Annotated in this window: 20 protein-coding genes; 10 read left to right on the top strand and 10 right to left on the bottom strand. The window is 67.5% G+C overall.

Annotated elements, in window-relative coordinates; translation table 11 throughout:
* The first annotated feature begins 22 nt into the window (after window positions 1-22).
* Window positions 23-2,491 carry an ATP-dependent helicase HrpB gene (gene hrpB, locus BLV97_RS15440; RefSeq protein WP_035838191.1) on the top strand — a complete coding sequence of 823 codons (2,469 nt, stop codon included), beginning with the start codon at window positions 23-25 and terminating at the stop codon, window positions 2,489-2,491.
* Between the two features lie 51 nt (window positions 2,492-2,542).
* On the opposite strand, the gene gndA is transcribed toward hrpB, so the two are convergent.
* The 3 genes from gndA to BLV97_RS15425 form a co-directional block, all read right to left on the bottom strand.
* Entirely contained in the window at window positions 2,543-3,940 is a 1,398-nt protein-coding gene (gene gndA / locus BLV97_RS15435) for an NADP-dependent phosphogluconate dehydrogenase (RefSeq protein ID WP_244521043.1), read from the bottom strand.
* A gap of 90 nt (window positions 3,941-4,030) precedes the next feature.
* Window positions 4,031-4,957, bottom strand: coding sequence for an ornithine carbamoyltransferase (gene argF / locus BLV97_RS15430; RefSeq protein WP_035838153.1), 927 nt, complete (start codon window positions 4,955-4,957; stop codon window positions 4,031-4,033).
* A 79-nt stretch (window positions 4,958-5,036) separates the two neighbouring features.
* Complete coding sequence (locus BLV97_RS15425; RefSeq protein ID WP_035838155.1) at window positions 5,037-6,212, bottom strand: aspartate aminotransferase family protein; 1,176 nt, start codon at window positions 6,210-6,212, stop codon at window positions 5,037-5,039.
* A 411-nt stretch (window positions 6,213-6,623) separates the two neighbouring features.
* Between BLV97_RS15425 and BLV97_RS15420 the strand changes: the two genes are divergently transcribed.
* The 3 genes from BLV97_RS15420 to BLV97_RS15410 all read left to right on the top strand — a co-directional run bounded on the left by BLV97_RS15420 (window position 6,624) and on the right by BLV97_RS15410 (window position 8,864).
* The gene (locus tag BLV97_RS15420) at window positions 6,624-7,061 is read left to right on the top strand and encodes a DsrE family protein (protein WP_244521042.1); all 438 of its coding nucleotides are present in this window, start codon (window positions 6,624-6,626) and stop codon (window positions 7,059-7,061) included.
* A 302-nt stretch (window positions 7,062-7,363) separates the two neighbouring features.
* Window positions 7,364-8,407 (top strand): aldo/keto reductase, encoded by a 1,044-nt coding sequence (locus BLV97_RS15415; RefSeq protein WP_035838158.1) that lies wholly within the window; start codon window positions 7,364-7,366, stop codon window positions 8,405-8,407.
* Window positions 8,408-8,516: 109 nt separating this feature from the next.
* Complete coding sequence (locus BLV97_RS15410; RefSeq protein WP_035838160.1) at window positions 8,517-8,864, top strand: hypothetical protein; 348 nt, start codon at window positions 8,517-8,519, stop codon at window positions 8,862-8,864.
* Between the two features lie 103 nt (window positions 8,865-8,967).
* Here the strand turns inward: BLV97_RS15410 and BLV97_RS15405 are convergent, their stop codons facing one another.
* Window positions 8,968-9,828 (bottom strand): helix-turn-helix domain-containing protein, encoded by an 861-nt coding sequence (locus BLV97_RS15405; RefSeq protein WP_035838161.1) that lies wholly within the window; start codon window positions 9,826-9,828, stop codon window positions 8,968-8,970.
* An 83-nt stretch (window positions 9,829-9,911) separates the two neighbouring features.
* Here BLV97_RS15405 and BLV97_RS15400 point away from each other — a divergent pair, with 83 nt between their 5' ends.
* From BLV97_RS15400 to BLV97_RS15390, 3 genes are all read left to right on the top strand, one after another.
* A complete protein-coding gene (locus BLV97_RS15400) occupies window positions 9,912-10,127 on the top strand; it encodes a DUF2061 domain-containing protein (protein ID WP_035838162.1) in 216 nt (71 codons plus the stop codon).
* Complete coding sequence (locus BLV97_RS15395) at window positions 10,120-11,052, top strand: fatty acid desaturase (RefSeq protein ID WP_035838164.1); 933 nt, start codon at window positions 10,120-10,122, stop codon at window positions 11,050-11,052. The genes BLV97_RS15400 and BLV97_RS15395 overlap by 8 nt, the downstream gene beginning before the upstream one ends.
* A 70-nt stretch (window positions 11,053-11,122) precedes the next feature.
* Window positions 11,123-12,034, top strand: a complete 912-nt coding sequence (locus tag BLV97_RS15390) for a DMT family transporter (RefSeq protein ID WP_035838166.1) — start codon at window positions 11,123-11,125, stop codon at window positions 12,032-12,034.
* A gap of 8 nt (window positions 12,035-12,042) precedes the next feature.
* On the opposite strand, the gene BLV97_RS15385 is transcribed toward BLV97_RS15390, so the two are convergent.
* From BLV97_RS15385 to BLV97_RS15375, 3 genes are all read right to left on the bottom strand, one after another.
* Window positions 12,043-12,720, bottom strand: a complete 678-nt coding sequence (locus BLV97_RS15385) for an NUDIX hydrolase (protein ID WP_035838167.1) — start codon at window positions 12,718-12,720, stop codon at window positions 12,043-12,045.
* A 1-nt stretch (window position 12,721) separates the two neighbouring features.
* Window positions 12,722-13,186 (bottom strand): DUF983 domain-containing protein, encoded by a 465-nt coding sequence (locus BLV97_RS15380; RefSeq protein ID WP_051645836.1) that lies wholly within the window; start codon window positions 13,184-13,186, stop codon window positions 12,722-12,724.
* Window positions 13,187-13,265: 79 nt separating this feature from the next.
* Window positions 13,266-13,673 carry a VOC family protein gene (locus BLV97_RS15375; RefSeq protein WP_035838169.1) on the bottom strand — a complete coding sequence of 136 codons (408 nt, stop codon included), beginning with the start codon at window positions 13,671-13,673 and terminating at the stop codon, window positions 13,266-13,268.
* Window positions 13,674-13,832: 159 nt separating this feature from the next.
* On the opposite strand from BLV97_RS15375, the gene BLV97_RS15370 reads away from it, so the two are divergent.
* Window positions 13,833-14,414: a GcrA family cell cycle regulator gene (locus BLV97_RS15370; protein WP_035838171.1), complete on the top strand. Its 582-nt coding sequence runs from the start codon at window positions 13,833-13,835 to the stop codon at window positions 14,412-14,414.
* A gap of 151 nt (window positions 14,415-14,565) precedes the next feature.
* Here BLV97_RS15370 and yghU read toward each other — a convergent pair whose 3' ends face one another.
* Together yghU and fnrL are read right to left on the bottom strand one after the other, a co-directional pair.
* On the bottom strand, window positions 14,566-15,438 hold the full coding sequence (gene yghU, locus BLV97_RS15365) for a glutathione-dependent disulfide-bond oxidoreductase (protein WP_035838173.1): 873 nt from the start codon (window positions 15,436-15,438) through the stop codon (window positions 14,566-14,568).
* 340 nt (window positions 15,439-15,778) lie between these two features.
* Complete coding sequence (gene fnrL / locus BLV97_RS15360) at window positions 15,779-16,525, bottom strand: transcriptional regulator FnrL (RefSeq protein ID WP_035838175.1); 747 nt, start codon at window positions 16,523-16,525, stop codon at window positions 15,779-15,781.
* A 58-nt stretch (window positions 16,526-16,583) separates the two neighbouring features.
* On the opposite strand from fnrL, the gene hemN reads away from it, so the two are divergent.
* On the top strand, window positions 16,584-17,939 hold the full coding sequence (gene hemN / locus BLV97_RS15355) for an oxygen-independent coproporphyrinogen III oxidase (RefSeq protein ID WP_035838177.1): 1,356 nt from the start codon (window positions 16,584-16,586) through the stop codon (window positions 17,937-17,939).
* 190 nt (window positions 17,940-18,129) lie between these two features.
* Here the strand turns inward: hemN and BLV97_RS15350 are convergent, their stop codons facing one another.
* A complete protein-coding gene (locus BLV97_RS15350) occupies window positions 18,130-18,894 on the bottom strand; it encodes a DeoR/GlpR family DNA-binding transcription regulator (RefSeq protein ID WP_035838179.1) in 765 nt (254 codons plus the stop codon).
* Between the two features lie 165 nt (window positions 18,895-19,059).
* Between BLV97_RS15350 and BLV97_RS15345 the strand changes: the two genes are divergently transcribed.
* On the top strand, window positions 19,060-19,233 hold a 174-nt coding region (locus BLV97_RS15345; protein ID WP_143037557.1), incomplete at its 3' end, for an FAD-dependent oxidoreductase.

Below are 19,233 nucleotides of genomic sequence, written 5' to 3'. Positions count from 1 at the left end.
CGCGATCCCCGATAACCGGCCCATGGCCCAAACCTTGCCCATCGAAGACGCCCTGCCCGACCTTCTTGCCGCGCTGCGCGCGACGGGGCGGGCCGTGCTGCAGGCCCCCCCGGGCGCGGGCAAGACCACGCGGGTGCCGCTGGCGCTGCTCGAAGCCGGCGCCATCAAGGGCCGTCTGCTGATGCTCGAACCCCGCCGCCTTGCCGCCCGCGCGGCGGCCGAGCGCATGGCCGAAACCCTGGGCGAACCCGTCGGCCAGACCGTCGGCTACCGCATCCGGGGCGAGGCCAGGATGTCGAAATCCACCCGTATCGAGGTGGTGACCGAAGGCATCCTTACCCGCATGATCCAGTCGGACCCGGGCCTTTCGGGCATCGGCACGGTGGTCTTCGACGAATTCCACGAACGCTCTCTCAACGCCGATCTGGGCCTTGCCCTGACCTGGGAAATCCGCGGCGCCCTGCGCGACGATCTGATGCTTCTGGTGATGTCCGCCACGCTGGACGCGGCCCCCGTGGCGGCGATGCTGGACGCCGCCCCCGTGGTCACCTCTGAAGGCCGCGCCTGGCCGGTCGAGACCCGCTGGCGGCCGACCCCCCTGCCCCCCCGCGCCCGCCTGCCCGAAGCCACCGCCGATCTGGTCGCCCAGGCCCTGGCCGAGACCGAAGGCGGCGTCCTTGTCTTCCTGCCCGGCGAGGCCGAGATCCGGCGGACCGAGGCGCTGCTGCGCCCGCGCCTGCCCCCGGACGCCACATTGCACCCGCTGTTCGGGGCCCTCGATTTCAAGGCGCAGCGTGCGGCCATCGCGCCGGCGGCTTCGGGGCGCAAGGTGGTGCTGGCCACCGCAATCGCCGAGACCTCGCTGACCATCCAGGATATCCGGGTGGTGGTGGACGCAGGCCGCGCCCGACGCGCGCGGTTCGATCCGAACTCCGGCATGTCGCGGCTGGTGACCGAACGCGTCAGCCGCGCCGAGGCCGAACAACGCCGCGGCCGCGCCGGCCGGGTGGCGCCCGGGGTGTGCTACCGGCTGTGGACGAAGGGAGAGGAAGGCGGTCTGCCGCCCTTCCCGCCGGCCGAGATCGAATCTGCGGATCTGACCGGGCTGGCGCTGGAACTGGCGCTGTGGGGCGCGCGCGGCCCCGGCGATCTGGCCTTTCTGACGCCGCCCAATCCCGGCGCCTTCGCCGAGGCGCGGGCGCTGCTGGCGGATCTGGGCGCGCTGGACCCGGGCGGCGCGATCACCGATCACGGCCGGGCGTTGGCCGCGCTGCCGGTGCATCCGCGCCTGGCGCATATGCTGCTGCGCGCAGGGCCTTCCGCCGCGCCACTGGCGGCGCTGCTGGAAGACCGCGACCCGCTGCCGCGCGCGGCCCCCGTCGATCTGGCCCTGCGCCTGCGCGCCTTGGCCGATTCGAAGGGCTACGCGGACCGCCACCCCTGGCCCGCCGACCGCGGCGCGATCGAGCGCATCCGCGCCGAGGCAAGGCGCCTTTCCCGCCTGACCCGGGCGCAGGATGCCGGGCTGGAACCGGCAGAGATGGCGGCGCTCGCCTATCCCGACCGGGTGGGGCTGCGCCGCAAGGGCGAGGCCGCACGCTGGGTGCTGTCGGGCGGCAAGGGCGCGGCGATGGCCCAGGACGACCCGCTGGCGGGGGCGCGGCTGATCGTGGCCACCGATCTTGATGGCGACACCCGCGAGGCAAAGATCCGGCAGGCGGCGATGATTTCCGAGGCCGGCCTTCGTGCGCTTTACGGCGACCGGATCCAGTGGCGCGAAATCTGCGAATGGTCGCGGCGCGAACGGCGCGTCGTGGCGCGTCGGCAAGAGGTCTTCGGCGCGTTGGTGCTGGATGACCGGCTTTGGCCCGAAGCGCCGGCCGAAGCGGTGGCGCGGGCGGCGCTGGACGGTGTGCGCGACCTGGGGCTTGAGGCGCTGGATTTCTCGGCCGCGGCGCGGCGGTTCCAGGCGCGGGCGGAACTGCTGCGCGGCCAGGGCGCGGACGTGCCGGACCTGTCGGATGCCGCGTTGATCGCGCGGGCCGAGACCTGGCTGCTGCCCCACCTGACCGGCCGCAAGACCGCGGCGGATCTGGCAACGCTGGATCTGCTTGAGCCGCTGCGCCAAAGCCTGTCATGGGACCAGATGCAGTTGCTCGACCGCCTGGCGCCGGCGCATTTCACCACACCGCTGGGCCGCAAGGTGCCGATCGACTACGGCGGCGAGGCGCCGGGGATCGAGGTGAAACTGCAAGAGCTTTTCGGCGTGACTCGGCATCCGACGGTCGGGCCCGGGCGCCTGCCGCTGCGCATCACGCTGCTCTCGCCCGGGCACAAACCGGTGCAGGTGACGATGGATCTGCCGGGCTTCTGGGCGTCGTCCTATGCCGATGTGCGCAAGGACATGCGTGGCCGCTACCCGCGCCACCCCTGGCCCGAGGACCCGACCGAGGCCCAGCCCACCACCCGGGCGAAACCGCGCGGAACCTGAAAGCGGCGCGGCGCGGTCGCCCAAGCGCGGTCCTTGCCGAAGGCGCCCCGGTCAATCCCACCAGGGGCCATGATGGCTGTCCTTTCCGTCGCGCCGGTCAAAGCCGTGACGGCCGAAATAGTCGCGCTGCGCCTGGATCAGGTTCGCCGTGCCCCGCGCCTGGCGCAGACTGTCCCAGAAACCCAGCGCAGCCGATAGCGCCGGCACTGCCACCCCCGACGCGATCGCCTTGCCCACCACGTCGCGCAGCGCCGGGATGCCATCCTCCAGCACCGCCCTGAAACGCGGCGACAGCAGCAACTGGCCCTGCGGTGCGCCCGCGCGGAAAGCGTCCGAGATGTCGTCCAGCAGCGCCGCGCGGATGATGCAGCCCGCGCGCCAGATCTCGGCGATCCGGGCCGGGTCGAGCGCCCAGTCATATTCTTCTGACGCAGCCCCCAGTATCCGGAAACCCTGGGCATATTCCAGCACCCGTGCCGCCAATACGGCGCGTTCCAGATCCTCGGCCCGCAATTGCAGCGCCCCGCGCGCGCCACCGAAGGCGCGGTCGGCGGCGGCGCGCAGATCGCGCTCGGCCGACCAGGCGCGCGCGGCCACCGCGCCCTCGATCATCGAGGCCGATTGGCCCAGCCGCACCGCCTCGATCACCGTCCAGCGGCCGGTGCCCTTCTGCCCCGCCGCATCGACGATCGCATCCACCATCGGCCCCGGGCCGAAGGGATCGCCGTAGCGCAGCACCTTGGCGGTGATTTCCATCAGGTAGGACGCCAGCGGACCGCGATTCCAGGCATCGAAAACCTCTGCGACCTCGGCCACGTCGCGGCCGGTGCCGAAGCGCAGCAGATCGTAGCATTCCGCGATCATCTGCATGTCGGCATATTCGATGCCGTTGTGAACGGTCTTGACGAAATGCCCCGCCCCGTCGGGCCCCAGCCGCGCCACGCAGGGCGTGCCGTGGAAACGGGCCGCGACCGGCTCCAGCAACGGCTGCAGGCCTTGCCAGCTTTGCTCGGTGCCGCCGAACATCATCGAGGGGCCGTGGCGCGCGCCGGCCTCGCCGCCGGAAACGCCAAGGCCCACGAAATGCAGCCCCGCGCCGTCCAGCCTGGCGGCACGACGCCGGGTGTCGTGGAAATCGGCATTGCCGGCGTCGATCACCGTGTCGCCCGCGTCGAGCATCGGAATCACGTCGTCCAGCAGCGCATCCATCGGCGCGGTCGAGGGGATCATCGCCAGCACAAAGCGTGGCCGCGGCAGCGCGGCAACCAGCCCGGCCAGATCGTCGCAGCGGGTGATCCGCGCCGCATGATCAGCTGCTCGGGCCATGAAGGCGTCGATCAGGTCGTCGGACCGGTTCGAGACGGCGACCGGGATGCCCTTCTCGGCCATGTTGAGCGCCAGCGCCGCGCCCATGGTTCCCAGCCCGTAGATGCCGATCTTCGCCGTCATGCCTTCCTCCATATCGCCCTCCGGAATGTACCTAGGGGCCCGGCGGACCCGGGCAACGGGCGGGCGACGAAAGCGGCAACTGCCCGCCGGTCACACGCCGAGACACCAGCGAACGATGGCCTTCTGCGCGTGCAGGCGGTTCTCGGCCTCGTCGAAGATCACCGAATGCGGGCCGTCCATCACCTCGCTGGTAGCTTCGTCGTCGCGGTGCGCCGGCAGGCAATGCATGAACAGCGCATCGGGTTTGGCGCGGCGCATCAGGCGTTCGTTCACCTGGTAGGCGCGCAGCTGGTTGTGCCGCCGTTCGCGCGCCGACTGGGGATCGTGCATCGACACCCAGGTATCGGTGACGACCAGGTCGGCGCCCGCGACCGCGCGTTCGGGGTCGCGGTCGATGGTGATCGGGTGGCCCTTGGCGGCGGCGAAATCGAGCCAGGTCTTTTCCGGATCCAGCGTCTCGGGGCCGGTGAAGGTAAGGTCAAAGCCGAACTGACCCGCAGCGTGGGCGAAGGATGCGAAGACATTGTTGCCGTCGCCGGACCAGACGACCTTTTTCCCGGCGATCGGGCCGCGGTGTTCCTCGTAGGTCATCACGTCGGCCATGATCTGGCAGGGATGGGTGCGGTTGGTCAGCCCGTTGATCACCGGCACATCCGCATGTTCCGCCATTTCCAGCAGCGTCTGTTCCTCGAAGGTGCGGATCATGATCAGGTCGACATAGCGGCTGAGGACGCGCGCGGTATCGGCGATCGTCTCGCCGTGGCCCAGCTGCATGTCGGCGCCCGAAAGCACCATGGTCTGGCCGCCCATCTGGCGGATGCCCACGTCGAAGGAGATCCGCGTGCGGGTCGAGGGTTTCTCGAAGATCAGCGCGACCATGCGGTTCGCCAGCGGCTGTTCCGCGTCGGGGGCGCCCTTGGGCTGGCCGGCGCGGGCGTCCTTCATGGCGCGGGCGCGGTCGATCATGGCCCGAAGGGCGGCGGGGTCGGTGGTGTGGATATCGAGAAAGGACTGCATGCGTTCGGCTTCTTTCTGGCGGTGGCGCCGGGGGCTGCCTGCCCCCGGACCCCCGGGAGTATTTGGACCAAGATGAAGATCAGGAAGTTTCGAGCCGGGTCGCGGCGCGGTCGAGGCGGTCGACGGCCTCGGCGATCTCTTCCTCGGTGATGATGAGGGGAGGAAGGATGCGGATCACGTTTTCTGCCGCCGGGACGGTGAGCAGATGTTCCGCGTAGCCCGCCTTGACGACATCGGCGGGGGCGATCTTGCATTTCAGCCCCAGCATCAGGCCGGTGCCGCGCACGCCCTCGAAAACATCGGGATGGGCGGCGACCAGGCCTTCGAGCTTCTGCCGGAAGAGGCCGGCCTTGCGGTTGACGGCGTCCAGGAAGGCGGGCTGGGCGATGATCTCCATCACCCGGGCGCCTACCGCGCAGGCCAGCGGATTGCCGCCGTAGGTGGAGCCGTGACTGCCCGCGACCATGCCCGAGGCCGCGTTTTCCGTGGCCAGCACCGCGCCCAGCGGGAAGCCGCCGCCGATGCCTTTGGCGACCATCATGATATCCGGGGTGATGCCCGCGACCTCATGCGCGAAGAGGCGGCCGGTGCGGCCCATGCCGCATTGCACCTCGTCGAGGATCAGAAGCGTGCCGGTCTGGTCGCAGAGCGCGCGGATTTCCTTGAGGTCGGTGTCGGGCCAGACCTTGATACCGCCTTCGCCGACGATCGGCTCCAGCATCACCGCGGCGGTGGTTTCGGACAGCGCCGCCTTCAGCGCCGCCATGTCATTCCAGGGCAGATGGGTGAAGCCCGGCATCAGGGGCCCGAAGCCCTTGACCATCTTCTCGCCCCCCGCGGCGGCGATCGCGCCGGTGGAACGGCCGTGGAAGCTGCCCTCGAACGTGAGGATCTCGATGCGGTCGGGCTGGCCCTTCTCGTACCAGTACTTGCGCGCCATCTTGATCGCGAGTTCGGCGGATTCGGTGCCCGAGTTGGTGAAGAACACGGTATCGGCGAAGGTGTGGGCGACCAGCAGGTCCGCCAGCCTCTGCTGGTTGGGGATCTGGTAGAGGTTCGAGGTATGCCACAGCTTGCCTGCCTGTTCGGTCAGCGCCGCGACCAGATCGGGATTGGCATGACCCAGCGCGTTGACCGCGATGCCGGCGCCGAGGTCAAGATATCGTGAACCATCCGCCTCGACCAGCCAGGAGCCCTCGCCCCGCTCGAAGGATAGGGGCGCGCGGTTGTAGGTGGGAAGAACCGTGGTGATCATCGGGAAATCCTCGGGAATGAAGGCCTAGGGGTGCCAAAGGCAGGGGGCCAAGTCAACGTGGGATGTTCGGTCGGGGGGCTGTGCGGCGGCCCCACGGGATCGGGACGTCAGGCGCGGGTGCGGCGGCGTCGGGGAAGCGTGATATGGGCGTTCCGGTCGATCATCCGCTTCGATTAGCCGCTTTTCGCGTCCGGGTCCAGAGCCATATCGACGTACGCACGAGGTCGTGCCCGGCGGGGTTTTGGTCTTAGCAGCGCCGGACCGGGCGGGGCGGGGCGCAGTTTGCGGGCAGGTGCCTGCCGCTTGTGCGCGCGCGCAACGTTTACGCGCGCAAGGCCGAACGGAACTTGCTTACACATCCGCATAGATGCATACAGAATGTGCGGCAGCTTGCCGCAAGGGAGGAAAAGCATGATGATACGCAAGACCGCAGCCGCAGCTTTGTTCTGCGCCACCATGGCAGCCACCGGCGCCCATGCCAAGGAACACCGCATCGTTTTCCAGATCAGCGACGGTAGCCCGCAGCGCATGAATCTGGTGCTGAACAACGTCAGCAACATCGAGCAATATTATAAATCGCGCGGCGACACGGTGAAGATCAACGTCGTGGCCTATGGTCCAGGCCTGCAAATGCTGATCAAGGACAAAAGCCCCGTGGCCACGCGGATTGCCGCCATGTCGCTGGAGTATTCCGACCTCGAATTCGACGCCTGCCACAACACGATGCTGGCGATTGAAAAGAAAACCGGCAAGCCGGTAAAGCTGATCGGAGAAGCCACGGTCGTGCCCGGTGGCGTCGCCAAGATCGTGGAATTGCAGGAAGAGGGCTACGCCTACGTCAAGCCCTAGGGCCATGAAATTGGCCGCAAGTCGGTCTGCCACTTAGGGCGGGGAGGGTCGCCCTTAGCATGGCAGGCCGCGTTGGCCCGACCTGCGGGATCCCGTTTGCGGGGCGCCCGCAGGTCGCGACCCGTTGGTCGACCGCGCGTCCTGCCGCCTTTCGCCCTGTCCCGGGATTTCTGCCTGCGATTTGCGCTTTCTGGCGCGACAGGGAGGCGCTTCATCGCCACGCGGATGACGGCCCCGGACATCGGGCTTGCCCTTGATGCCGGCGACGCTAGGGTCTGCACTGACCAAATCGGGAGATCCGCATGAAGCTTGTTCCACTTGGCCGAACGGGGCTGTCTGTTTCGGAAATCTGCCTCGGTTCGATGACCTGGGGCAGTCAGAACACGGAAGCCGAGGGCCATGCCCAGCTTGACGAGGCCGTGGCGGCGGGGGTGAATTTCATCGACACCGCCGAGATGTACCCCACCAATCCGATCCGGCCCGAAACGGTTGGCGGCACCGAGAAGATCATCGGCACCTGGCTGGCCGGGCGCGGCAGGCGCGACGATCTGGTGATCGCCACCAAGATCACCGGCGCCGGTAGTTCCCATATCCGCGGCGGCGCGCCGATCACCGGCGCCAATCTGCAATCGTGCTGCGAAGAATCGCTGCGCCGCCTGCAGACCGACGTGATCGACATCTACCAGCTGCACTGGCCGAACCGCGGCTCTTACCATTTCCGGAAATCCTGGTCCTACGACCCTTCCGGGCAGGACCGGGTCGAGACGCTGAACCATATGCGAGAGGTGCTTGCCGCCGCCGCGCGACTGATCGAGGCGGGCAAGATCCGTCATCTGGCGCTGTCGAACGAAACCGCCTGGGGCGTCGCGCAATGGCTGCGTCTGGCCGAGGAAGAGGGGCTGCCGCGGGTGGTCTCGGTACAGAACGAATATTCGCTTCTCTGCCGGCTGTGGGATACCGACATGGCGGAGTTGTCGGTCAACGAAGAGATCCCGCTGCTGTCCTATTCGCCCCTGGCCGCGGGGTTGCTGACCGGGAAATACGCCGGCGACGTCACCCCTGAGGGGTCGCGCCGGTCGCGGACGCCGGATCTGGGCGGGCGCATCACGCCCTATGTGTTCGAGGCGGTCTCGGCCTATCTGGGGATCGCGCAACGCCACGGGCTGGATCCGGTGCAAATGGCGATCGCCTGGCAGCGCACGCGACCGTTCGCGGTGATCCCGATTGTCGGCGCGACCTCGACCAAGCAATTGCGTAACCTGCTGGGCGCGGCGGGGCTGACCCTGTCGCCCGAGGTGCTGGCCGAGATCGACGCCGTCCACCGCGCCCACCCCCAGCCGTTCTGAGGGCCTGCCGCCGCTGCGTGCCGAGGGGTGGCAAAGGCCGCCTCGACCTTGCCGTGCGCGGCGTTTTCGGATCCTGTGACACCCGAGAAGCCGCGCGACCGGAGGCACCATGATCCGAGCGATTCTTGCAGGCCCGATGCTGACCCTTGCCCTGGGCGCGCTTGCCGCGTGCCAGATGGACGCGCCGCCGCAATTGCCCCCCGCAGGAAAGGCGATGTCCGTCCATCAGGACGACTCCTGCATCGCCTCGGGCGGGGTCTGGAGCAACGAGTACGGCAAACGAAACAAGGTGTGCATCCACTACACCACGGATGCGCGCAAGATGTGCACGCGCTCCAGCCAGTGCCAGGGCGCCTGTCTGGCGCGCTCGCACAGCTGCTCGCCCATACGCCCGCTTCTTGGCTGCCAGGACATCCTTACCGATTCCGGGTTGCGGATGACCCAGTGCGTCAACTGATACCCCCGCGCGGCGCCGGCCGGACATTGCGGTCGGGGGCGACGCGCACCCATCACGCGCGTCGCCCGGCGCTGGTGGCCCCACGGCGCCGGCCCGAATCCCCTCAGGCGATCCGGGCCCGCAGCTTATCGAGATGGGCAGGCAGCGCGTGGGCCTGCACGGCGGCTTCGCGTACCAGCCAGTCGAACTGCGCCGCGAAGCTGGCCACCCGGCCGCTGTCGCGAAACGCCATGTAGTGGCGGCCAAGATAAAGCACGGCAAGCAGCGGCCCGAACACCGTGATCGGCGCCGAGAACACCCGCCGCGCGTCGAACAGATAAATCCGCAGTGAGGGATAGAGCTGATCCGCCAAGGCCTGCAGGTGGTCCAGCTGTTCCAGCCGCAACTCCAGTGGCAGCCCCTCGTAATAGCCGGTGGCCGTGGCGAAGGCGGTCAGCTCATGCACCGGCAGGGCGATCTCGTAATCCGAACGCGCGCCGCGCATCCACGCCAGCCGGTCCTCGGACGCGCCGATCGCCTGATCGACCGTGCGGCCCAGATGCGGGGCATATTCCCAACGCAGCACCTCATGCGTCTTCAGCATGTCCGGCAGGGCGGCAGGGACATGGCGGATCTTGTAGCCCGCGGCCTCGCGGTGCCAGGCAAAGATCTGTTCGTCGACCAGGGCGCGCGGCGCCTCGGTCATGGTCAGCGAGGTTGCCAGCAGGTCCGCGATCCGCTCGGGCCGGTCCGAAAGCCCCAACAGCCAGTCCGCGCTGACCCCCAGCGCCGCCGCGCATTCCGCCGCGACCTGCGCATTGGGCAGGCGCGCCTGCGCCCCCCCAAGCAACTGCGACACGGTCGAACGATCCACCCCCACGATCCGGCCCAGGGCGCTTTGGCTGACCCCTTTTTCAGCCATCGCCGCAGCCAGCCGCTTTCGGAACAGATCAGATCGGGCACGTTTGTCGAGCTTTTGCTGCATTTGTTCAATATACAAACATCTCGATGGCTTTGTTAAGCAAATTCGGAATTCCCTCCCGCTATGGGCGGGGGCACCTTCGCGGCATGGGGACATTTTCGGAAACTCGTGGGCGCACCCTGCTGAAAGCGGTGCTGTGGAACCTGTTGGGACTTGCCGTAATGGCGCTGGTTGGGCTGGCGATGACGGGCTCGGCGGCGCTGGGCGGGGCGATGGCGTTGGTCAATACGGCGCTCGGCTTCCTGTGCTACGTCGCGTATGAGCGGATCTGGGCCCGCATCACCTGGGGTCGTCATGGCTGAGCCCGGCCGGATCCCGCGCCGCGACTGGCGCACCGAAACGCCGACGCTGGCGTTGATCGTCGCGGTCTATGCGCTTTGGCTGTGGGGCACCTCGGGGCTTTGGGCGGCATATCCACTGCTGGGCTGGCTTCTGACGATGGTGAGCATCGCGCAGTTCTCCTCGCTCCAGCATGAGGCACTGCATGGCCATCCGTTCCGAAGCCGACTGGCGAACGAGGCGCTGGTGTTCGCGGGACTTACCCTGTTCGTGCCCTACCGGCGGTTTCGCGATACCCATATCGCCCATCACGACGACCCCAGGTTGACCGATCCCTATGACGACCCGGAAAGCAATTATCTGGACCCCGAAGCCTGGACCCGGCTAAGCCGGTCGCTGCGGCGCCTGTTGCGCGCCAACAATACGCTGCTGGGGCGGATCTTGCTGGGGCCGGCGATCTCGACCGTGGTGTTCGTGCGCACCGATCTGCGGATGATCCGCCGCGGTCCGCGCGAGGCGGCGCGCCGGGTGGCACGGGCCTGGGCGTTGCACGGGTTGGGCGTGGCGCTGGTTCTGGGCTGGCTGTGGCTTGGCGGGGCGATGCCGCTATGGGCCTATGTGCTGGCCGCCTACGGGGCGTTCGGGCTTTTGAAGATCCGCACCTTCCTGGAACACCGGGCCGAGGAAGCGGTGCCCGAACGCACCGTGATCGTCGAGGACCGAGGGCCGTTGGCATTGCTTTTTCTTTTCAACAATTTGCATGCGGTGCACCATCTTTATCCCGGCGTCGCCTGGCATCGGCTTCCGCGCCTTTATGCCGAAGGCCGCGAGAGGTTCCTCGCGCAGAACGGGGGCTATGTCTATCGGTCCTACGCGCAGATCTTCCGCCGCCATCTGTTGCGCGCGAAGGATCCGGTGCCCCATCCGCGATACCGCCGCGGGCGCTAAGGCCGCGGGCGTATTTGGAGAACGATGAACGGGACTTTCGCGGCCAGGGCGGGCATGCGATAGCTTGCGCATGGTACCGCCCCTGTGGATATTCGCGACGCTTGCCGCGGCGGCGGTGCAGACCGTGCGTTTCAGCCTGCAAAGGCAGTTGAAGGGCGTCGGGCTGTCGACCGGCGGCTCTACCTTTTCGCGCTTTCTGTTCGGCGCCCCGCTGGCGGCATTGGCGATGGTGGTGCTGCTGACCACCACCGGCCAGGGGGTCGCGTTGCCCGGGGCGCGGTTCTGGGCCTTCGGGATCGCCGGCGGATTGGCGCAGATCGCGGCGACCTTCTGCACCGTCGCGCTGTTCTCTGAACGCAGTTTCGCCGTCGGCATCGCCTTTACCAAGACCGAGACGGTGCAGGTGGCGATCTTCTCGACCCTGGTGTTCGGCGATCGCATCCCGTTGCCGGGCTATGTCGCGATCGTCATCGGCGTGGCCGGGGTGATCTTGCTGTCGCGTCCGCCTCGGCGGCCAGGCGAGGCCAAGGCGACGGTCTTCAACCGCGCGACCTTCCTGGGGCTGATCGCGGGGGCGCTGTTCGGGGTCGCGGCGATCGGCTATCGCGGTGCGACGCTTGAAATCGCCAGCCCCGATCCGCTGATCCGCGCCGCCGTGGCGCTGGCCTGTGTCACGGCCTTCCAGACCCTGGCAATGGGGATGTGGCTGGCCTGGCGCGAACCCGGAGAGCTTGGCCGCGTGCTGACCGCCTGGCGCGCGACCGCGCTGGTCGGCCTTACCGGGGTGCTGGGGTCCTTCGGCTGGTTCGTGGCCTTCACGTTGGAGAACGCGGCCTATGTGCGCAGTTTGGGTCAGATCGAGTTGATGTTCAGCTATCTGGTCTCGACCCTGATCTTCCGCGAGAGGAGCCACCCGCGCGAGATCGCAGGAATGATCGTGCTGGCACTGTCGATCGTGATGATCGTCTGGGTCACCACCTGACGGCGGCGTCAGGCGATCCGGCGAAAGACCGACTCGGGGCCCGAATTGTCGAAGAACGGCACCGGGCCGGGGGTGCCCCCGCTGCGGATCACCGCCGAGACCTCGGCCAGGACGACTTCGGTGATGAAGGGCAGATCGAAGCCACGCGCAGCCTCGAGGCCGATCCATTGCAGATGCGAAAGCTCGTCCGAGGCGCGCGAGAAATCGTCGAGATCGCCGACGATCGCACTGGCATCCGCCAGGAAGAAGCGCGCGTCGAACCGGCGCGGGCGACCGCCGGGCGTGATCGCGCGAAACACATAGGTCAGCCCCGCCGCCGAGGGCACTAGCCCCAGCCCGGCAAGGCCTTTCCAGTCGGGCGCGGGATCCGTCGGCCAGGTGCCGGGCACACCCATCGGCAGGCCGGTTTCCTCCCACAGCTCGCGGATCGCGGCAGCGGCCAGGGCGCGGGCCATATCGGGGGAGACATCGCAAGCCAGCCGGCCGGCGCAGACATCTGGCAGCGGCCCGGCCAGGGGCACCATCGCATCGCCGGGATCGACCGCCCCGCCGGGGAAGACGAACTTGTTGGGCATGAAGGCCGCCTTGGCGCCACGCTGCCCCATCAGCACCTGGGGTTCATCGCGGTCGCGCCGCACCAGAAGGATGGTCGCCGCGTTGCGCAGGGCGGCTTTGTCTTCGCTCATCTCAGGCCTCGATGCGGGGTTTCGTCGGATCGGGCGCGCCCGGCGTGGCCTTGCCCGCCGGATCTGGCCCGCCGAAGCCGTGCATGCGCCTGGCCCATTGGATCGCCACCAGGACGCCCTTGAGCCTGGGCAAGAGGTAGAGCGATAGCGCCACCGTGCCAAGAGAAAAAACCCCCGCCAGCACGCCGGGCGAGGGCCGGAACTCGACGAAGACGATCACCAGAAGCGGCGCCATGATGTGGCCAACGATCAGGATCGTCAGATAGGCGGGTCCGTCATCGGCGCGCTGGGGGCGGAAATCCTCTTTGCAGGCCGGGCAGGCGGGGCGCACCGTCAGGTACCCCGTCAGCAGCCGCCCCTTGCCGCAGGAAGGGCAGCGCAAGCGCCAGCCGCGCCAGATCGCGGGCTTCACCGGGCGCTCGGCCTGGGGCGCGTCATCGTGCCGTGGGTGCGTGTCCCTTTCCATCTGTCCTCCCTGCGCGCAAGGTAGCGCCGAACCCTTGGGTCGCGCCAGCCTGCCCTTTGCCGCCGGCGATCTTCTGCGCTTAGTCCAGGCCCCACATCTTCGGCTCGCCGATCTCGATCGAATTCCCGGCCGGGTCACGCAGGTAAAGCGACCGCGCGCCACCGGGCCAGACGTGAAGGGTCTCGATCGCGACGCCTTGCGCCGCGAAATGGGCGCGCCAGGCCTCGATCGTCTGGCCCGGCCCGGTCGCAAAGCAAAGATGGCCCGCACCTACGGCACCATGGCGCGGGATCGGGTTCGCGGGGTCAACGGCCGCCGATTGCACAGGATCGAAAATCAGCAGCATCCCCGCCCCGCAGCGGAAAAAGACGAACTTGCCGGCCAGGCGACGGACCACTTGCAGGCCGAACACGCGGGTATAGAAGGCCTCGGCTGCCTCCAGATCGGTGGCATAAAGGACGGTTTCCAGGATCGCGGTGGCCTGCATGGCAACAACTTGCGCCCGCCTGCGGCAATTCGCAAGGACCGAGGCCTTGCACACGGGGCCCGTGCCTTGTATCTCGTTCCGTCCCGATTAGAATGGGGCAAAGCCCGCCCGGCCGCCGTACGGCCGCGCGAGGAAGGCAATCCAGACCGGAGGTCAGCCATGTCCTGGACGGACGAGCGTGTCGAAACGCTCAAGAAGATGTGGGCCGAGGGCCAGTCGGCCAGCCAGATCGCGAAAGAGCTGGGCGGCGTGACCCGCAATGCGGTGATCGGCAAGGTCCACAGGCTGGGTCTGTCGAACCGCACGCCCGGCAAAGGCGAAGGCGAAGCCGATCCCGCGCCGGAGGCCGCGAAAGCCGCGGCGCCGCAACCGAAGCCCGCTGCCGCCCCGAAGGCCGAGGCGCCGCGCCCACCCCGCCCCGAGCCCGAGGTGCGTCCCGCCGCGCCCCCCACGCCGATGCGAAAGCCCGTGGTGCCCGCGGGCCAGCCGCTACCGCCGCAGCCCTCGGCCAACGAGATCAGCCCCGAAGCGCTGGCCAAGGTCGGCGAGATCGAGAAGAAGGCCCGGCGGCTGAGCCTGATGGAATTGACCGAGCGCACCTGCAAATGGCCGATCGGCGATCCCGCGACCGAGGATTTCTGGTTCTGCGGCCTGCCTGCGCAACCGGGCAAACCCTATTGCGAGGCCCATGTCGGCGTGGCCTTCCAGCCGATGTCGGCCCGGCGCGACCGCCGGCGTTAGGACGGGTCGGCGTCAGGGCGAGGCCGGGGAACCGCGCCGTCCCGGGCACGGGTGTCCCCGCAGCCGACCGCCGCAAGCCCCCTGCCCTGGTGGCCACCGCAGGGCGGCCAACGGCTATCGCCGGCCCTGATGCGGATCGGCCGCCCAGGTGTCACTGCGCGGCCAGTTTGTCCTGCGTCCGGGTTTCGAAATCCGAGGCGTCATGGCGCTCGTGCAGCTGTTCGTCCAGCTCGCCGGTCTTGCGGTTGACCATCCGGCCGCGCCGGACCGCGGGACGCTGCAGGATCGCGTCGGACCAGCGCAGGACGTTCTTGTATTCGGTGACCGACAGGAACTCTGCCGCGTTGTAAAGCCAGCCTTTCACCAGGCCGCCATACCAGGGGAACACCGCCATGTCGGCGATGGTATACGCGTCCCCCCCCAGATATTCGTTTTCCGCCAACCGCCGGTCGAGCACGTCGAGCTGGCGCTTGGTTTCCATGGCGAAGCGGTCGATCGCATATCTGATCTTGACGGGCGCATAGGCGTAGAAATGTCCGAAACCGCCACCCAGATAGGGCGCGCTGCCCATCTGCCAGAACAGCCAGGACATCACCTCTGCGCGCCTGGCGGGATCGGTGGGAAGGAATTCGCCGAACTTTTCGGCCAGATGGACCAGGATCGCACCGGATTCGAAGATCCGTATCGGTGTTTCGCCCGACCGGTCCATCAACGCCGGGATCTTCGAGTTCGGATTGATGTCGACGAAACCCGATCCGAACTGGTCGCCCTCGCCGATGTCGATCAGCCAGGCGTCGTATTCGGCGCCGCCATGGCCTTTCGCCAGCAGTTCTTCGAACATGATGGTTACTTTTTGCCCGTTCGGCGTGGCCAGAGAATAAAGCTGGAACGGATGCTTTCCGACCGGCAGATCCTTGTCATGCGTCGGGCCGGCTACCGGCCGGTTGATATTGGCAAAGCGCCCGCCGTTGCCTTTTTCCCAGACCCAAACCTTGGGCGGCGTATAGTCGGAATTCTCGCTCATGTCCCGGCTCTCCCTATGTGCACGATTCAGCCAGACCTATCGCGGCGAGCGCGGAGATCAAGCGCCAGCAGCGGGCGCGGGCCGCAGTTGCGCGGCGCGGCCTGGATGACGGGGCTTGCGGATCGGGGCGGTGGGCCCGGCATCGCCCGGTGCGGACGTTCGGCAGCGGGCACGGGAGATCGGCCAGCCATGCCCGGGGGCGATATCGTTCATCCTGGCGGCGCCGATCGGGACATACAGAAGCGGGAAATACAGTAAGGTGGCACCGTCACTTCCGCACGCGCAGTTGGGAAACGCCGATGCGGTGCCGCCGTCGGCGTACCCGCCCGGTGCCCGGTTCTCAGGCGGGAATGCCGCCGTCGGCGTCGTCGCCGGCCTCTTCCAACAGGCGATCCATGTCGGGGATGGTGACATGGCGCTTGCCCTCGATCACGATCACCTTGTCACGGCGCAGCGCCGATATCTGGCGGCTCACGGTTTCGAGCGTCAGGCCCAGATAATCCGCCATCGCCTCGCGCGTCAGCGGCAAGTCGACGGTCACGCCGCCGCCACGACCCGCGGCATGGGCCGAGGCATCGCGCTTGGCGATGATCGTGATCAGCGACGCGATCTTCTCGCGCGCGGTCTTGCGGCCCAGAAGCAGCATCCATTCGCGCGCCGCATCCAATTCATCCAGCGTCATCTCCAGCAGGCGCTGGGCCAGATGCGGCGTGCCCTCCATCATCTCTTCGAAGGGTTTCTTGCGAAAGCAGCACATCACGATGTCGGTGGTCGCGGTCACGTCATAGGCCGCGCAGGCCCGCCCCGGACGGCCGACGAAGTCCGACGGCAGAAGCAGCCCGACCATCTGCCGGCGCCCGTCCTCCATCGTCTGGGTCAGCGTCGCGATCCCTGTCACGACCGACGCCACGAAATCCATCTGATCGCCGGACCAGACCAGCGTCTGCCCCGCCTCGTAGCTGCGGTAATACTTGATCTGCTCCAGCGCTTCCAACTCTCGGTCGTCGCAGCGCGCGCAGACTCCGCGCTCTCGGATCGGGCAGGTTCCACAATCGTGTGTGTTGAAGCGGGCAGGTGCCAGGTCCATCGACGGCTCTTTGATCTGCGTCAAGGCGTCATAGGCCCTGCGGCGTCACCTTATGTCAATGGACTCTGAATCGCAACTTTCGCGCCTCGGTCTTTTTGACGCGCAGGTACCTCGCTACACCAGCTATCCGACGGCGCCGCATTTCTCGGGCGATGTCGACGCGGGGGTGTTCGAGGCATGGCTTCGCGAAATCCCGGCCGGGGCTTCGATCTCGCTTTATGTGCATATTCCATTCTGCCGCCGATTATGCTGGTTCTGCGCATGTCGGACACAGGGCACCTCCTCGCTGGAGCCGGTGCAGCGCTACCTGCAGGGATTGAAAGCCGAAATCGCGCTGCTGAAGGAACGGCTGGCGCCGGGCGTACGGCTGTCGCGGCTGCACTGGGGCGGAGGCACGCCGACGCTGCTGTCGGCGGCGATGATCGCGGACCTTGCGGGCGCAATCTTCGATGCGGTCCCGATGAAGGAAGACGCGGAATTTTCGGTCGAGATCGACCCCAACGAATTGGACAGCGCGCGGTTGGAAGCGTTGCGGGCGGCAGGGTTGAACCGCGCCTCGATCGGGGTTCAGGATTTTGACCCCGAGATCCAGACCGTGATCGGCCGGCTGCAAAGTTACGAGGTCACGCGCGACGCCGTCGACGCGATCCGCGCCACCGGGGTCGGCAGTCTGAACGCCGATATCCTTTACGGCCTTCCGCATCAGACCCAGGCGCGGATCGCGGAAACGGTGCAGAAGCTCTTGTCGCTCTCGCCCGACCGGGTGGCCCTGTATGGCTATGCGCATGTGCCCTGGATGGCACGGCGTCAGGTAATGATCCCGTCCGAGGCGATGCCCCGCCCCGAAGAAAGGCTGGCCTTGTTTGAATCCGCGCACGCGCTGTTTGCCTGGGACGGCTACCGCGCCATCGGCATCGACCATTTCGCCCGCCCCGGGGACAGCCTTGCCCGGGCCCAGGCCGAAGGACGGCTGCGGCGGAATTTCCAAGGCTATACCGATGATACGGCCGAGATCCTGGTCGGCCTCGGCGCCTCATCCATCTCGCGGTTTTCGCAGGGCTATGCGCAGAATGCCTCGGCCACGGCGGATTATCTGCGCGCGGTGGATGCAGGGCAGTTCGCGACCCGCCGCGGCCATGTCCTCGGCGGCGACGATCGCCTCCGTGGCCGGATCATCGAGGCCCTGATGTGCGATTTCCACGTCTCCAGCGACGAACTCGTGGCCCGGTTCGGCCTTGCGCCAGCCGAGCTTGCGGCGATGTTCGAGGCGGTCGAGAAGGCATTTCCGGGGATGCTTGACGTTTCCGCCGAGGGGCTTGAGATACCACAGCGCGCGCGGCCGCTGACGCGGATGATCGCGCGCCGCTTCGACGCCTACGATCTGTCAAGGGCGGGGCACAGTTCGGCGATCTGAAGGGCCGCGCCCTTGCCGGCCCCGGTCGGCGGCGCTCCTCTCGTCCCGCGCCATCAGGCATCTTGGCCAAGACCGGGGGGGCTGCCTCCCGTCCGCGTGGCGCCATTCGTGGCGGTGGCACGCGGGCCCGACCGGGTGCGATCATTGGCCGCCCCCCAGCACGCGCCGGGCACGCCACGCCGCATCTGCCTCAATCCTCGGAGATCGCGATCTCGGTGCCCCATTCGGCGCAAAGTTGCCCTACCCGTTGCGGCGGCGGCGCGTCGGTGAAAAAGCAATCGACCGCCGCCAGCGACCCGATGCGCACCGGCGCGGTGCGGCCGAATTTCGAATGGTCCGAAACCAGGAACCGCTTGCGCGCCTGTTCCAGAATCGCCTGGCTGACGCGCACCTCGCGGAAATCGAAATCCAGCAGATCGCCCTCTTCATCCATCGCCGATGTGCCGATCACCGCGAAATCCACCTTGAAATGGCGCACCATCTCCAGCGTCACCTCGCCTACCAGGCCGGCATCCGCGCGCCGCAGCACGCCACCCGCGACGATCACCTCGGCACTGGGATTTTGCGCCAGGATGTTCGCGACATTCAGGTTGTTGGTCACCACCATCAGGTTGCGATGGCCCAGAAGCGCGCGCGCCACCGCTTCGGTCGAGGTGCCGATATTGAGAAACAGCGAGGCCTCGTCCGGGATCGACCGGGCGCAGAGGCGGCCGATGCGATCCTTCTCTTCCGCATTCAGGCGGCGGCGGTCCTCATATCCGATGTTGGCCACGCCCGAAGCCAGGATCGCCCCGCCATAGACGCGGGTCAGCTGCCCGGAATCGCACAATTCCGTCAGGTCGCGTCGGATCGTCTGCAAGGTCACGCCGAAATGACCGGCCAGATCCTCGACCACCACCTTGCCTCGATCGCGCGCGAGCTGAAGGATTTCCCCATGCCGAAAATTCTGTGCCATATGTGCCGTCCGTATCACTTCCTGTGCCTTCCTAACAAAGCCCGCCTTCGCTGGGAATTGTCTTCGCTCTTGCATCTTCCTGCGACATTCGTGTTACAAACGAACACGATACTTGACGAAACGAACACTGGCGCCGATCTTCGCGCGCAAGAGCGGGAGCACGGAATGAAGCCGGTAGATCTTTTCATCATCGGCGGCGGGATCAACGGCTGCGGGATTGCGCGGGATGCGTCGGGCCGGGGGCTGAGCGTGTGCCTGGCCGAGCAGGACGATCTTGCCCAGGCGACCTCGTCGAAATCGACCAAGCTGTTCCACGGCGGGCTGCGCTATCTGGAATAT

Source organism: Allgaiera indica, assembly GCF_900106675.1.
GTDB lineage: Bacteria > Pseudomonadota > Alphaproteobacteria > Rhodobacterales > Rhodobacteraceae > Acidimangrovimonas > Acidimangrovimonas indica.
Note: the sequence above shows the minus strand (reverse complement) of the source record. Positions and strands in the feature narration are given on the sequence as shown.

What these genes read in the sequence shown, in the direction of transcription:
- hrpB (WP_035838191.1), top strand. Translation starts at nt 23, where the DNA reads ATGGCCCAAACCTTGCCCATCGAAGACGCCCTGCCCGACCTTCTTGCC.
- gndA (WP_244521043.1), bottom strand. Translation starts at nt 3,940, where the DNA reads ATGACGGCGAAGATCGGCATCTACGGGCTGGGAACCATGGGCGCGGCG.
- argF (WP_035838153.1), bottom strand. Translation starts at nt 4,957, where the DNA reads ATGCAGTCCTTTCTCGATATCCACACCACCGACCCCGCCGCCCTTCGG.
- BLV97_RS15425 (WP_035838155.1), bottom strand. Translation starts at nt 6,212, where the DNA reads ATGATCACCACGGTTCTTCCCACCTACAACCGCGCGCCCCTATCCTTC.
- BLV97_RS15420 (WP_244521042.1), top strand. Translation starts at nt 6,624, where the DNA reads ATGATGATACGCAAGACCGCAGCCGCAGCTTTGTTCTGCGCCACCATG.
- BLV97_RS15415 (WP_035838158.1), top strand. Translation starts at nt 7,364, where the DNA reads ATGAAGCTTGTTCCACTTGGCCGAACGGGGCTGTCTGTTTCGGAAATC.
- BLV97_RS15410 (WP_035838160.1), top strand. Translation starts at nt 8,517, where the DNA reads ATGATCCGAGCGATTCTTGCAGGCCCGATGCTGACCCTTGCCCTGGGC.
- BLV97_RS15405 (WP_035838161.1), bottom strand. Translation starts at nt 9,828, where the DNA reads ATGCAGCAAAAGCTCGACAAACGTGCCCGATCTGATCTGTTCCGAAAG.
- BLV97_RS15400 (WP_035838162.1), top strand. Translation starts at nt 9,912, where the DNA reads ATGGGGACATTTTCGGAAACTCGTGGGCGCACCCTGCTGAAAGCGGTG.
- BLV97_RS15395 (WP_035838164.1), top strand. Translation starts at nt 10,120, where the DNA reads ATGGCTGAGCCCGGCCGGATCCCGCGCCGCGACTGGCGCACCGAAACG.
- BLV97_RS15390 (WP_035838166.1), top strand. Translation starts at nt 11,123, where the DNA reads ATGGTACCGCCCCTGTGGATATTCGCGACGCTTGCCGCGGCGGCGGTG.
- BLV97_RS15385 (WP_035838167.1), bottom strand. Translation starts at nt 12,720, where the DNA reads ATGAGCGAAGACAAAGCCGCCCTGCGCAACGCGGCGACCATCCTTCTG.
- BLV97_RS15380 (WP_051645836.1), bottom strand. Translation starts at nt 13,186, where the DNA reads ATGGAAAGGGACACGCACCCACGGCACGATGACGCGCCCCAGGCCGAG.
- BLV97_RS15375 (WP_035838169.1), bottom strand. Translation starts at nt 13,673, where the DNA reads ATGCAGGCCACCGCGATCCTGGAAACCGTCCTTTATGCCACCGATCTG.
- BLV97_RS15370 (WP_035838171.1), top strand. Translation starts at nt 13,833, where the DNA reads ATGTCCTGGACGGACGAGCGTGTCGAAACGCTCAAGAAGATGTGGGCC.
- yghU (WP_035838173.1), bottom strand. Translation starts at nt 15,438, where the DNA reads ATGAGCGAGAATTCCGACTATACGCCGCCCAAGGTTTGGGTCTGGGAA.
- fnrL (WP_035838175.1), bottom strand. Translation starts at nt 16,525, where the DNA reads ATGGACCTGGCACCTGCCCGCTTCAACACACACGATTGTGGAACCTGC.
- hemN (WP_035838177.1), top strand. Translation starts at nt 16,584, where the DNA reads ATGGACTCTGAATCGCAACTTTCGCGCCTCGGTCTTTTTGACGCGCAG.
- BLV97_RS15350 (WP_035838179.1), bottom strand. Translation starts at nt 18,894, where the DNA reads ATGGCACAGAATTTTCGGCATGGGGAAATCCTTCAGCTCGCGCGCGAT.